The organism is Phenylobacterium sp. (assembly GCF_030651185.1).
Taxonomy (GTDB): domain Bacteria; phylum Pseudomonadota; class Alphaproteobacteria; order Caulobacterales; family Caulobacteraceae; genus Phenylobacterium.
This window is the reverse complement of the sequence record NZ_JAUSCJ010000004.1, coordinates 1-12,335: the sequence shown is the minus strand read 5'-3', so window position 1 is coordinate 12,335 and position 12,335 is coordinate 1. Positions and strand designations below refer to the sequence as shown.

15 protein-coding genes and 1 tRNA gene are annotated in these 12,335 nt (G+C 68.0%); 10 read left to right on the top strand and 6 right to left on the bottom strand.

The window, feature by feature from the left end; translation table 11 throughout:
• The first annotated feature begins 133 nt into the window (after positions 1 to 133).
• On the top strand, positions 134 to 1,855 hold the full coding sequence (locus tag Q7J39_RS00525; RefSeq protein ID WP_304819372.1) for a hypothetical protein: 1,722 nt from the start codon (positions 134 to 136) through the stop codon (positions 1,853 to 1,855).
• 59 nt (positions 1,856 to 1,914) lie between these two features.
• On the opposite strand, the gene pseC is transcribed toward Q7J39_RS00525, so the two are convergent.
• Both pseC and pseB read right to left on the bottom strand, forming a co-directional pair.
• Positions 1,915 to 3,078 (bottom strand): UDP-4-amino-4,6-dideoxy-N-acetyl-beta-L-altrosamine transaminase, encoded by a 1,164-nt coding sequence (gene pseC / locus Q7J39_RS00520; RefSeq protein ID WP_304819370.1) that lies wholly within the window; start codon positions 3,076 to 3,078, stop codon positions 1,915 to 1,917.
• On the bottom strand, positions 3,078 to 4,139 hold the full coding sequence (pseB, locus tag Q7J39_RS00515; RefSeq protein ID WP_304819368.1) for a UDP-N-acetylglucosamine 4,6-dehydratase (inverting): 1,062 nt from the start codon (positions 4,137 to 4,139) through the stop codon (positions 3,078 to 3,080). Before pseB ends, pseC begins: the two co-directional genes overlap by 1 nt.
• Before the next feature lie 115 nt (positions 4,140 to 4,254).
• On the opposite strand from pseB, the gene Q7J39_RS00510 reads away from it, so the two are divergent.
• A complete protein-coding gene (locus Q7J39_RS00510) occupies positions 4,255 to 4,647 on the top strand; it encodes a Tat pathway signal protein (protein ID WP_304819366.1) in 393 nt (130 codons plus the stop codon).
• Here the strand turns inward: Q7J39_RS00510 and Q7J39_RS00505 are convergent.
• Positions 4,644 to 4,952 carry a 4a-hydroxytetrahydrobiopterin dehydratase gene (locus Q7J39_RS00505; protein ID WP_304819363.1) on the bottom strand — a complete coding sequence of 103 codons (309 nt, stop codon included), beginning with the start codon at positions 4,950 to 4,952 and terminating at the stop codon, positions 4,644 to 4,646. The genes Q7J39_RS00510 and Q7J39_RS00505 overlap by 4 nt on opposite strands.
• Positions 4,949 to 5,605 carry an HAD-IA family hydrolase gene (locus tag Q7J39_RS00500; protein ID WP_304819361.1) on the bottom strand — a complete coding sequence of 219 codons (657 nt, stop codon included), beginning with the start codon at positions 5,603 to 5,605 and terminating at the stop codon, positions 4,949 to 4,951. Before Q7J39_RS00500 ends, Q7J39_RS00505 begins: the two co-directional genes overlap by 4 nt.
• Positions 5,606 to 5,672: 67 nt before the next feature.
• Here Q7J39_RS00500 and Q7J39_RS00495 point away from each other — a divergent pair, with 67 nt between their 5' ends.
• The 6 genes from Q7J39_RS00495 to Q7J39_RS00465 all read left to right on the top strand — a co-directional run bounded on the left by Q7J39_RS00495 (position 5,673) and on the right by Q7J39_RS00465 (position 9,424).
• Positions 5,673 to 6,029 carry a hypothetical protein gene (locus Q7J39_RS00495; protein WP_304819359.1) on the top strand — a complete coding sequence of 119 codons (357 nt, stop codon included), beginning with the start codon at positions 5,673 to 5,675 and terminating at the stop codon, positions 6,027 to 6,029.
• Positions 6,026 to 6,838, top strand: coding sequence for a heme-dependent oxidative N-demethylase subunit alpha family protein (locus tag Q7J39_RS00490; RefSeq protein ID WP_304819358.1), 813 nt, complete (start codon positions 6,026 to 6,028; stop codon positions 6,836 to 6,838). The genes Q7J39_RS00495 and Q7J39_RS00490 overlap by 4 nt, the downstream gene beginning before the upstream one ends.
• 50 nt (positions 6,839 to 6,888) lie before the next feature.
• Positions 6,889 to 7,524, top strand: a complete 636-nt coding sequence (locus Q7J39_RS00485; protein ID WP_304819356.1) for a hypothetical protein — start codon at positions 6,889 to 6,891, stop codon at positions 7,522 to 7,524.
• 358 nt (positions 7,525 to 7,882) lie between these two features.
• Entirely contained in the window at positions 7,883 to 8,185 is a 303-nt protein-coding gene (locus tag Q7J39_RS00475; protein WP_304819353.1) for a hypothetical protein, read from the top strand.
• A gap of 180 nt (positions 8,186 to 8,365) precedes the next feature.
• The gene (locus Q7J39_RS00470; protein WP_304819352.1) at positions 8,366 to 8,578 is read left to right on the top strand and encodes a hypothetical protein; all 213 of its coding nucleotides are present in this window, start codon (positions 8,366 to 8,368) and stop codon (positions 8,576 to 8,578) included.
• Positions 8,579 to 8,647: 69 nt separating this feature from the next.
• Entirely contained in the window at positions 8,648 to 9,424 is a 777-nt protein-coding gene (locus Q7J39_RS00465) for a tyrosine-protein phosphatase (protein ID WP_304819351.1), read from the top strand.
• Here the strand turns inward: Q7J39_RS00465 and Q7J39_RS00460 are convergent.
• On the bottom strand, positions 9,421 to 10,935 hold the full coding sequence (locus Q7J39_RS00460) for an MFS transporter (RefSeq protein ID WP_304819349.1): 1,515 nt from the start codon (positions 10,933 to 10,935) through the stop codon (positions 9,421 to 9,423). The two genes, Q7J39_RS00465 and Q7J39_RS00460, sit on opposite strands and share 4 nt — an antisense overlap.
• Before the next feature lie 164 nt (positions 10,936 to 11,099).
• Positions 11,100 to 11,176 (bottom strand) — tRNA-Arg (locus Q7J39_RS00455).
• Between the two features lie 161 nt (positions 11,177 to 11,337).
• Here Q7J39_RS00455 and Q7J39_RS00450 point away from each other — a divergent pair.
• Positions 11,338 to 11,811, top strand: a complete 474-nt coding sequence (locus Q7J39_RS00450) for a universal stress protein (protein ID WP_304819347.1) — start codon at positions 11,338 to 11,340, stop codon at positions 11,809 to 11,811.
• 132 nt (positions 11,812 to 11,943) lie between these two features.
• Positions 11,944 to 12,335 (top strand): cyclic nucleotide-binding domain-containing protein (locus Q7J39_RS00445; protein ID WP_304819345.1); only part of this gene is annotated, 392 nt, incomplete at its 3' end.

Sequence of the window (12,335 nt, the reverse complement as noted above, 5' to 3'; positions counted from 1 at the left end):
GCGTGGCCTCAATGGGGCGGGCGTGTGGTGACGCTCCGGCGCGGATAACGCGTCAGAGCGCCACAGGCGCCCAATCGTCGCAGTAAACTGTTTTTAGGGATGTTGCGTCACAGTGTTCTCTCTTGGGGGGACGATGGCCGGCGCACAGGTTCACTACGAGGTCTTCAGCAAACGGACGCCTAGCAGCGGCTGGACTCTCGGGCTTGCCACGGAGGACCGCGCCAACGCGCTGTCGACCGCCAATGACATGATGAAAGAGGGCAAGGTGGCCGCGGTCCGCGTCACCAAGGAAACCCTCGACGCCGAGACCCGTGAATTCCAGTCGGTCGGCATCCTCAACCTCGGCAACGCCGAGCCGCCGAAGAAGTCCCCGGTCAAGGAAAACAACGACCCGCTCTGCGTCAGTCCGCAGGACCTCTACACCATCCACGCCCGCGACCGGATCGGCCGCCTGCTGGAGGGCTTCCTGGAGCGTAAGGGCGCCACGCCCTTCGAACTGCTGCACCGGGCCGACCTTGTGGAGGAGCTGGAGGCGTCCGGCACCGACCTGCAGCATGCCATCCAGAAGCTGGCCATTCCCGAGGCCCAGGCCCGGGGCCTGTCGGTCCACGAACTGATCCGCGTCTTCCAGGGCCTGGTGGAGCGCGCCATCGAACGGCTGCTGAAGGACACCCGCAAGGGTGACATGCCCGATGTCGACAAGGAAGGCTTCGCCCGCGCCGCCGAGCGCGTGGCCCAGCATCCCGAGCGCGCCTACCTTCTGGGCGCCGGGGTGGCGGTCTCCATCGCGCCGGCCCGCAGCTGGACCGAGAAGGTCACCCGCCTGCTGGACCTGGCCGATTCCGCGCCCCTGGCCGGGCCGCCGCGCGCCCTGGCCCTGGCGGTCATCGAGCAGCCCCTGGCCGAGATCCTGGGCTCCAAGTCCGGCCTGGACGACATCATCGGCAAGGAGTTGGACCTGGGCGCGCGCCTGGCGGCCATGACCCGGCTGGTGGCCTGCGATCCCGTCGACGCCCTGATGCGCATCGAGCCGTCGGTGCAGCGGATGATGCCGCCCCTCTCGGAGACCGGCCAGCGTCTGGCCCGGTGGCTCTCCACCGAGGACTTCGGGGCCGTGCGCCTGGCCATCGCCAAGCGGGTGGTCCGCGACCTCACCGGCCCGCGACGCCTGCGCCCCGGCGACGCCGAGGGCGAGATCGCCGTCATGCGGGCCCTGGCCATGGCGCTGACCTGCGCGGCCGGGACCATGATCTCCCTGGACGACGTGCAGGAGGCCTTCGTCACCCGCTCGCGGATGCTGGTCACCGGCGACTTCGTCGAGGCCTATCTCGGAACCAATCGCACCTCCCGCGCCGAGGTCGAGGCCCTGCTGTGGCTGGTGGAAAACGTCATCGGCGCCGCCAATAAGCGCCAGGCCGGACGCTACCTGTCGGCCAATGTCAGCGGCATGCGCTTCGAGAAGGAGTTCCGGCTCGGCTCCGACAGCCCAGCCGTGAAGCTGGAGGTCCTGGCCAAGCTGCAGAAACAGGCCGCCCGCGCCGGCCTCGCGCCCGAGGACTATGGTCCCATCCAGGCCAAGATCGGCGATGTCGGCGGCCTGGTGGAGGCCGACTCCAAGATCGTCGCCGCCGTGGCCAAGTCGTCCCAGGGGCCGGTCCAGCGGCTGATGACCCTGTTGCGCATGGCCATCGGCGACACCGCCCCCATCGGCCCCACCGCCGACCGCGCCCGCGCCGAGGCCCTGAAACTGGTCCGCCGCGACGACACCCGCGCGGAATTGGCGAGAGCGCCGGAACGCATGGGCCAGGTCCGCGAACTGCTGCAGGCCATGACCGCCGTCGCCGCGGCGGCGTAATTTCGATATATCGAAATCAGGGGCGGGTGAACCACTTCATCCGGCGCCCAAACCTGCCCTCAGAGCCCCAGAACCCCTGACAGGGCCAGGATCACCCGGTCGACGTCCTCATCGGCCATGCCCGGGTAGAGGGGCAGCGACAGGCAAGTCCGGTACCATTCCTCGGCCCCCGGCAGGTCCATCGGCCCGTAGCGGTCGCGGTAGTAGGGCTGGGTGTGGACCGGGATGTAGTGGACCTGGCTCCCCACCCCGCGCGCCCTCAGCTCGTCCACCACCTGGCGGCGGGTCTTGCCGGCGGCGGCGAAGTCGATCAGGGCCACCATCAGGTGCAGGACCGGGTCGCTCCAGTCGGGGCGCGCGGCGGGGCGCACGATGGGCGCGAGGGGCTTCAGGGCCTCGGCGTAACGCGCGGCGAGCGCCCGGCGCCGCGCGGCGAAGCGGTCGAGCTTGGCCAGCTGCGACAGGCCCAGCGCACAGAGGATGTCGGGCAGCCGGTAGTTGAAGCCCGGCGCGGGCATCTCGTAGATCCACGGATCCGCGCCCTGGGGCTTGACCATGCCGTGGCTCCGCAAGGTGCGGAGGCGCTGGGCCAGCCGGTCGTCATTGGTGGTGACCATGCCGCCCTCGCCGGTGGCGATGGTCTTGACCGGATGGAAGGAGAAGGTGGCCATGGCGGAGTGGCGCGTGTCTCCCACCCGCTCGGCCGTGTCGCCGAAGCTCATGCTGGAGCCGAGCGCATGGGGCGCGTCCTCCACCAGCACCGCCCCAGCCTCCGCCGCCAGGGCCGCCAGGGCCGGCAGTTCGGCGGTGTCGCCCCGCAGATGGACCGGCAGCACCGCGCGCAGCCTGCGGTCGCCGACCCGACCGATCGCCTCGGCCAGGGTGTCGGGCGTCATCAGGCCGGTCGAGGGATCGACGTCGGCGAACACCACCTCGGCGCCGACATAGCGGGCGCAGTTGGCCGTCGCCAGGAAGGTGATGGAGGGGACGATGCAGACCTCGCCGGGCTGCACCTCCAGGGCCAGCATGGCCAGGTGCAGGGCCGCCGTGCCGTTGGAACAGGCCACCGCGTGGCGCGCCCCGACCTGGCTGGCGAAGGCCGCCTCGAAGGCGTCCACCAGGGGACCGGTGGTCAGGAAGTCGCCGCGCAGCGCCTGCGCGACGGCGGCGATATCGTCATCCTCGATGGTCTGGCGGCCATAGGGGAGCAGCGGGCCGGCCACTAGTCGGTCAGCCGGCGCAGGGGCGGGGCGACCGGCGCAGGATCGTTGATCAGGTCCATCAAGCCCTCGCCGCTCAGCCACTCGTCATTGGTGTCGCTGGCGTAGCTGAAGCCGTCCGGCGCCATCGGATGGGTCTTGGCGTAGCTCTCGCGGGTGTATTCCACGAAGGCCGGCTCGATGGCGTAGCGGTCGCCCAGGTCGACGGTGGTGCGCGCGTCGTCCACCGAGATCATCATCTCGTGCAGCTTCTCGCCCGGCCGGATGCCGATCACCTTGATGGGCAAGCCGGGCGCCATGGCCTCGGCGAGCGCCGTCATCTTCATCGAGGGGATCTTGGGCACGAAGATCTCGCCGCCGCGCATCAGCGACAGGGAGGAGAGCACGAAGTCGACCCCCTGGTTCAGCGTGATCCAGAACCGCGTCATGCGCGGATCGGTGATCGGCAGTTCCGTGGCGCCCCGCGCCAGCAGGCGCTGGAAGACCGGCGCCACCGAGCCCCGCGACCCCACCACATTGCCGTAGCGGACCACGGAGAACTTGGCGCCGATGTCGCCGGACAGGTTGTTGGCCGCCACGAAGGTCTTGTCCGAGGCCAGCTTGGTGGCGCCATACAGATTGGCCGGGTTGCAGGCCTTGTCGGTGGACAGCGCGATCACCTGCTTCACCCGGTTGCTCAGGCAGGCCCAGACCACGTTCTCCGCGCCCATGATGTTGGTGTGGATGCACTCCGACGGATTGTACTCCGCCGCTGGCACCTGCTTGAGGGCCGCGGCGTGGATGACGATATCGACACCGCGCAGGGCCAGGGTCAGCCGCTCGCGGTCGCGGACGTCTCCCAGGAAGAACCGCATGCAGCTCAGCTGCTCGGCCGGGAACTTCTCGGCCAGATCGGTCTGCATCTCGCTCTGCTTCAGTTCATCGCGGGAATAGACGATCAGCTTCCGCGGCTTGGCGCGCAGCAGGACCGTCTCGATGAAGCGCTTGCCGAAGGACCCCGTGCCGCCGGTGACCAGGATCACCTTGCCGTCGAGGTCGAGAGAGGTTGGCGCGAAACGGCCCAAGAGGCGGCCTCCCATAGTTAGCCTGCGAATCTTCGCCGCACTGTCGGACGCCGCGCGTAAAGAGACCGCTAACCATAATGCGGCACACCGTCACGTCATGGATCGTCGCCGCCTGATGAGTCTCGCCGCCCTCGCCGCCGCCCTGCCGGTGGCCGCCCATGCGTCGGGGGGCGGGGAGAAGGCCGAAAAGAAAAAGGGCGGGGGGCTTTCCTACCTGCAGCTTCCGACCCTGACGGCCACCATCATGCGGGTGGATGGCCGGCGCGGCGTGCTCACCGTCGAAACCGGCATCGACATTCCCGACACCGATCTGCGCGCCAGGGCCGACCTGCTGGTCCCCCGGTTCCGGGCGGGCTTTGTTCAGACCCTGCAGATCTACGCCTCGGGCCTCGACCCGGCCAACCCGCCCAATGCTGACTTCATCGCCCGCGAACTGCAACGGGAAACCGACCGCGTGCTGGGGCGGCCCGGCGGCAAGCTGCTGCTGGGCACAATCCTGGTGAACTAGTTCTTCAGGCCCGCATGGTGGGCGGCCTCGTCCATGAAGCTGGCGAGCGTCACGTCCAGGTCGGTGACTCCGTCGGCGTCGTGGGTCGCCAGGGTCACCTCGACCCGGTTGTAGACATTGAACCATTCCGGATGGTGATCCAGCTTCTCGGCCATCAGCGAGACGCGGGCCATGAAGCCGAAGGCGGTGTTGAAGTCCGGGAACAGGTAGGTCCGGGTGATGGCGTCGCGGTCGCCCCCGAGCGCGTTCCAGCCGGGCAGCTTGGCCAGGGCGGTGGCCGCGCCGATCTTGCCCGGCCGGCTCACGCGGCGGCCTCGTCGAAGGTCAGGCCCGTGGCGGCGGCGAGTTGCGCCAGGGTCTGGTCGACATCCACCACCTTGATGGCCGTCATACCGAGCGCCGCGGCCGGTTTGCAGTTGATGCCCAGGTCGTCGAGATAGACGCACGCCCCCGGCTCAACCGACAGGGCCTCGCACATCATCAGGTAGATCTTCGGGTCGGGCTTGCGCACGCCGGCCTTGGAGCTTTCGATGATGTGGTCGAACAGCGGCATGATCTGCCCCATGGCGCCGGCCGCCCGCTGCGGCGCGTCGGCGCCCGGCGAATGCATGCTGACCATGTTGTTGGTGATGCAGCCGACCTTGAACTGCGCCTTGCAGGCCTTCAGCGCCGCCACCATCCGCGGACGAACGCTGCCGGAGAGCAGGGGCAGGACGTGGCTGCCGGGGATCGGGTGGCCCAGCGCCGTCGACTCCTCCAGGAAGAGTTTGTCGAACCCCTGGGTGTCGATTTCATTCCGCTCAAAGAGCGCCCAGGCATTGGTGTCGGGATTGGTGGAATTGACCCGGCGGATCAAGTCCTTGGGAGCCCCGTTATCGGCCTCATACCGGGCGAACGCCTCGAAGGGCGAGGAGGTGAACACCCCGCCGAAATCCCAGATCACCGCCTCGATCGCCATTGTCCGCTCCACCTTGAAATGCGGCGCGACGCTAGAGAGGCGCGGACAGACGTGCAAGTTAGGGCGCATGCTTCTCGACCGCATTCCGCGCCCATTCCGCCTTGCTCTCTACGGCCTGGCGACGCTCATCCTGCTGGCCATGTGCCTTGTCCCCCAACAGGACCTGCCCTCGGCGCAGATGGGCGACAAGATCGAGCACACCATCGCCTGGTTCATCCTGACTGGGACGGGCCTGCTGCTTTCTCACCAGCGACCCCTGGCGATCGGCGCCTACGCCCTTGGCCTGGGTGTGCTGGTGGAGGCGTTGCAGGCCACCATGGGCTTTGGCCGGCATGGCGACTGGCGCGACCTCGTGGCCGACAGCCTGGGCGTCGCGGCGGCCTTGGCGGTCTACGCCCTGGTCCAGAGGTTGCGGCGCCAATGAGCCATCGGCCTTGGGAGGACGGCGCCGATTTCGCCATCGGCCTGGCGCCCATCGACGAGGCGCGCTGGCTGGAGGGCGGCGAGGCCGACCCCGCTCTGCGCAAGGACCCCCTCCAGGCCGAGCACGGTGATCTTGTGTGGGGCGAGACGGAGACCTCCAGGCGCGGCCAGCGGGAGGCGGCCGCCCTGCTGGGGGTGACGTCCTTCGGCGACCTGCCTCCGCTGTATGCCGCCGCGCGCACCGTGGCCGATGACCTGGTGCTGGTGGAGAAGACGGCCGGTCACTGGCGGGTCAGCGCCATCAGCCTGTCGGCGCCGACCTTCTTCACCGCCCGCGAGGTGCTGGGAAAGAGCCTGGCCGATATCCACGGCCCGGTGAACGGCTTCAACGACCGTTTCCTGGCGCGGCTGGTGCGCATCTTCGATGGCCTGCGTCCGGGCCTGATCCTGCAGCGCCGCAACTGGTCGGTGGTCAACTCCGATCAGCCCTTCACCCCCTTCTCGGCCCCTGTCCGCGCCCGCATCGGCGAGATCGCGCCGGGCGATGCGGGCCGGGCGTTGTTCACCCGGGTGGAGCGCCAGACGGTGCGCCGGCTTCCCGAGACCGGCGGGGTGCTGTTCACCATCCGCGTCTGGCTGACACCCTTCCAGGCGCTCACCGAGAGCCCCGGACAGTTGGCGGCCTTCGCCCAGGCCTGGCGCTCGGCGGCCCCGAGTTTCGTGGCCTATAAGGGATTTCACCTCTACGCCGAGTTGGTGGAGGCGTTTCTTCGCGCCCACGGTGAAAGTCACAGCGTTAACGGCGCCTGATCTCCAACGATCTTTCCGACCCTCGTTTTCGAGCCGCCGGAAGATCCCAAATGCGCCTGCGCTCCCTCGTTCCCGCCCTGGCCTTTCTCGCACTCGCCGCCTGCGATTCCACCGGCGCGCTGAAGATCGCCCAGGCTCCGGCGGCCCAGCCCACCGACTGCTGCTGCAAGCCGGTCACGACGGCGGCCACCTGCCCGCCGGCCGGCGCGCCCACGCCGATCGCCGCCCAGCCGACGGCCATGACGCCCGAACCCGAGCGGGTGGCTCATCGTCCCGCCGTCCATCACCAGGCCGCCCGCCCGGCTGTGCGCCGCGTCGCCCATGTGCAGCGCGCCCCGGTCGAGCGCGAGTCCGGCGAGGTGCGTGAATACGCCTATGCCCAGCAACGGTCCTACGTGGTCCCCTCGGCGCCCGCCTATGACGACTATGTCGAGGTTCCCGACCGCCGCATCCACGGTCGCGTCATGAGCGTCGAGGCGCGGGAAACCTCCAGCGAACGCTATTCCGAGCAGTCGGAAACCTACAGCTCGGGCAGTCGCCGCTATGCCGGCGGCTACGAAGAGCGCGGCGGCTATGGCAGCCGAGGCGACGGACGCGGCTGCAACACCTGCGGCCCGCGCGAGGCCGCCGGCCGCGACCGCAACGGCTTCCTTACCTGGCCCGGCAAGGTCCCGGCCCGCCCCTGAGGCTGGCCTGCCGCTTGCCCTGACAAACCCTCGGTGTCCCGTCCTGGGACGACTGGGAGACCAAGATGCGATCACCGAACGGCCCCCTCTTCAAAGGCTACGAAATCCTCGCGGTGATCCTGTTTCTCACCGCCGCCGCCGCGCTCGCGAGCTTCAAGCTGGTCTACTAACTCCGGCGCTTGCGCTTCTCGCCCGCGCACCGGAAGCTGACGCCTTCACCAGAGCGTCATATCGACTGGACCAAGGTTCTCCAGGCGGCCCTCGACGAGAGGCGCGACCTCATTGCCGCTTCGGTGGGCTATGCCGTCCGCTTCATCCCCACACCCAACAACAGCGTCGAGGTCGAGGCTTCGGCCCGGTGGCCTTTCTCGCGACGGGCTTCATGCTGATCAAGCCTGCGGTGGTGGAACGGGTCACCGAGGCCCATCCGGAACTGAAGGCGCGGCTCGGGGATACCTCCGGCGGCGGGACCAGGCAGGCCGCGATGATCTTCGACGCCTTCTTTGAGGCCGAGACGGGCGAGCACCTCTCCGAGGACTACGCCTTCTGCCGCCGCTGGCGCGACCTGGGAGGCCAGGTGTTCGCCGATTTCCAGGCTCGCCTGACCGACGTGGGCCACGCCGCCTATGCTGGCAGCCTGATGGACGCGCAGGCGCGTTAATCGCCAGGTGGCGCCGGCGATGTTGCGTCGCCCACGCTGACCAAGTCTTGGGCGGCTGCATGCCTTTCTGTGCAAGGCAGGAGTGTTGTCATTGCATTGCAGCAAATGAAGCTCATAACCCTGGATCTTGCAGGGTCGGTCCAAGACCTTGTGAGCTTGAGCCATAGTGAGGCGATTTCGATGATCATGACTTCGATGCGTGTGTTCCCCAGCCTGTTCATCGGTCGTCGTGACCTGGTGGAAGCGGTCGCGATCGACCTCGACAACACCCCCGACGTCGGCGCAGCCTTCACCTGCGGCGCCTGCGACGAGGTGATCCTCACCGGCCAGGACGCCACCTCGGCGCGCGAAGTGGTCGTGAAGTGCCGCTGCGGCGAGTACAACCAGCTCTAGGTCAAACGCCCGCGGGCTGACGGACCGTCACACTTGCCGTCTAACCTCATGGGCCTCATGGAGAGGCTCATGACCGATCCCCGTATCCTGCCCCTCGAAGGCGTCGAGAACTTCCGCGACTACGGCGGCTATGCCGTGCGTGGGGGGCGGATCGCTTCGGGCCAGCTGTTCCGCGCGGCCCATCAGGCTCGCGCCACCCCGGCCGATCTTGAGGCCATGGCGGCCCTGAAGCTCGCCACCCTGGTGGACCTGCGACGGCCCCGCGAGCGGGACAATGATCCCAGCCTTCGCCACGAGGGATTCACGGCCCAGGTGATCCAGTGCGACCTGGGCGACCAGGCCGAGGCGCCCCATGTGGCCTTCCTGCGCGAAACCGACCTGACGCCGCAGAGCGCCCGGGCCTTCTTCCTCGACTACTACGACAAGGCGCCCTTCGAGCTGCGGCACCTGGAGCTGTTCGGTCGTTATTTCGCGGCCCTGGCGCGGGGCGACGGCCCCGTGCTGATCCACTGCACGGCCGGCAAGGATCGCACCGGCCTGCTGGCGGCGCTCACCCACCACGTTCTCGGCGTCCACCCCGACGACGCGCGCGAGGACTACCTGCTGACCAATGTAGCGGCCCGGGTGGAGCAGAGGCTGCCGATGATCACGCAGGCGCTGGAGGCTTCTCTGGGAAAGCGGCCCTCCGAAACCGCGGTCCGGGCTTTCCTGGGGGTCGATGCGATCTACCTCGACGCCGCCCTTGACTCGATCGCCGCCCACAGCGGCTCGGTGGACGCCTATCTGGACGCGATCGGCGCGGACGCGGCGGCCCGTGAGGCCATCCGCGCCCGCTTGGTCGTCTAGGTCACTTCAGCGATCATCCCGTCAGGCTCGGCGCCCGGCTGACCGGCCGGCGCGGCCTTGGCGGCCCGTTCGCGGCGCAGCAACTGAAGCTGGGCCTGGGTCGCGTCGTAGCTCTTCCGGTTGATCTTGTAGCGGGCGTAGAAGAACACCGCGATCAGGCCGGGAATGGCCGCGAAGGGGGCGTCCACCAGGGCCAGGTCCATCAGGGTCTGGCGATCGACCATGCCGGGCTGGGCTTTTTCGGGGAAGGCCACGATGTCCAGGGCGACCCCGGCGAAGAAGTGCCCGATGGCCGCGTCGATCTTGGAGAACAGCGCCCGGGTCGAATAGAGCACGCCTTCCTGCCGGTAGCCGTAGCGGACCTCGTTCTCATCGGCGATGTCGGCCAGGGCCGACATGACGCTGATGCTCATGATGCTGGCCACGCAGGAGCCCAGCCCCGTGAAGAGGATGATCAGCGGCAGCAGCATCGGCTGACCGGGTTCCGGGAACAGGCCGAGGATCCGCAAGGAGGGGGCGATGGCCGGGATCGTCGAGAGCAGCACGCAGGTGACGATAATGGCGATCTTCTTGTCGAACCGCCCGTGCAGCCGGGCCGCGGTGGCGAAGCCCAGGAAGTAGCCGCTGATGGTGCCGATAACGAACCAGCGGATCTGCTCCGACGTGAACTCCCAGAAGAAGGTGTTCATGTAGAGCCCCAGCCCCTGGCGGATGCCCAGCATCAGGGACAGGAAGAAGTAGGCGATCAGAAGATAGACATAGTTCCGGTTCGAAAACGCGCTGCCCATGTCCTTCAGGAACTCGAAGGGGCTGAAGGCCGGCAGGTCGTCGGGGGTCTTGGGCAGCAGCGGGATGCGGTCGCGGGTGAACCAGGCCGAGGCGAACAGCAGCAACATGCCCGAGCCCGCCACCGCCATGGCGAAGGGCGTATAGGCGTGGGGGTTGAGCAGGCCGCGCGGATACTCGGCGGTCTTGTGGAAGAAGAAGGTCAGGGCGACGAAACTGGCGCCGGCCGCCCCCATCATGCCCAGCAGGTTGTTCCAGCTCATCACCCGGCTGCGCTCGGTATAGTCGCTGGATAGCTCGCCCCCCAGCGCCAGGTGCGGCACGTGATAGATGGCCATGAAGACGCGCAGGGTGACGATGAAGCCGGAGAACCAGACGAACAGCCACAGGTGGGAGAAGGCCGCCGGCGGGTTGAACAGGGCCAGGATGCACAGGGCCACGGGCACGGGGGCCAGATACATATAGGGGTGGCGGCGGCCGAGCTTGCCCCGGGTGCGGTCCGACAGCGAGCCGACGATGGGATCTGCAAACCCGTCCAGCACCAGGCTGACGGTGATGGCCAGACCCGCCAGCGTGGCCGGCAGGCCCAGGACCTGATTGTAGTAGAACATCGCATAACCGCCGACCGCGGCGAGGGTGATGCTTTCGGCGGCGGCGCCGAGGCCGAAGAAGAATTTGGTGCGAAGAGGTACGCGCGCGCCGGAAGTCTGCGCCGAGCTGGCCATTATGGTTTCCTGCAAAATGAACGCCGGTCGTAACGCCGGATGAATCCGGGCATCAGGGGCCTCGGCGCGCGGGGTGTCAATCGGCCCCGACGTCAAGCGCCGTGAGGCGCGGCCTCGGCGTTGGCCGAAGGCGCATGACGCGGCTGAAATTTGAGGAAAACCGTTGGCGCACCCGACACGATTCGAACGTGTGACCTTTGCCTTCGGAGGGCAACGCTCTATCCAGCTGAGCTACGGGTGCGTGACGGTCCATTTAGCCGATTGGCGGGGCAGGGGCAACGGTCCTGGCGGGGGCTTTTGGGGAGGAAAGCGGCTCCTCCCGGACCAAAGTTGGCTTCCTGCCCGGTCGATTAGTGCTAGCCTTCGCGGGCTCGACTTCATGAGAATCGACGGGGACGCCTCATGTACAAGAAAGTTCTTCTGGCCTATGACGGCTCGATCGAAGGACGGCGCGCGTTGCGGGAGGGTGCCAAGCTCGCGCAAATTTGTGGCGCGGAAGTCTTCCTGCTGGCGGTCGTGGAAAACGCCCCGGCGCTGGCGACCCTGGAGGGGGGCGTCGGGATCTCGATGGACGAACAGATATCGGCTTACAAGGCGGTCCTGGCCGAAGGCGTCGAGCGGCTCAAGGCCGTGGGATTCTCGCCGACGGCACGGCTGGGCATGGGCGCCCCCGCACAGCAGATCGCCGCGGTCGCGGAAGAGATCGGTGCGAATCTGGTCGTGGTCGGTCATCGCCCCACCGGGCCGCTGGCGCGATGGTGGTTCGGGTCGGTCGGCACCTATCTCACCGATCAGCTTCGCTGCAGTGTTCTGATCGCCCAAACCGAAATCGGCGACGATCAATTTGCCCAGCTGCTGACGACACCGGCGGCATAACCTCGCACGCGTGCCCCGGACGCGGTGCGCCACGCCGCGTGCCGGCGTTCGCTGGCGCAGCAAAGCCTAAATCGCTCGCCGTAGCCGCGGGCCGGCGATACATTGGCCGCCAACCAGAACCGGGTAGGGCCAATGGACGGGCTGAACTCGACATTTGCGTGGGGAAACGCATCCGAGGATTTGGCGCTGTTCCGAACGCTCAGTTCCGAACAGCGGCGGAAGGCTGTTCGCGCGATGGTCCGCCGGGATCTGGTGCGCGGCCAGATGCTGGTGGCGCAGGGCGAGCCTTCGGATGCCCTGTTCATCGTGCTGCATGGCGCGCTCGCGGTCCGCAAATCGGGCGATACCGCTGTCATCGCCGAGCTTCGCGCCGGCGAGCTGGTGGGTGAAATCGGCTTCTTCGCCAATGTGCCGCGCACCGCCGATGTGATTGCGATCCGCGACACCAGCGTGCTGGTGCTGACGCGCGCCGCCTATCACGAGCTGGCCGAACACACCCCAGAAATCGTCGAGGCGGTGCTCGC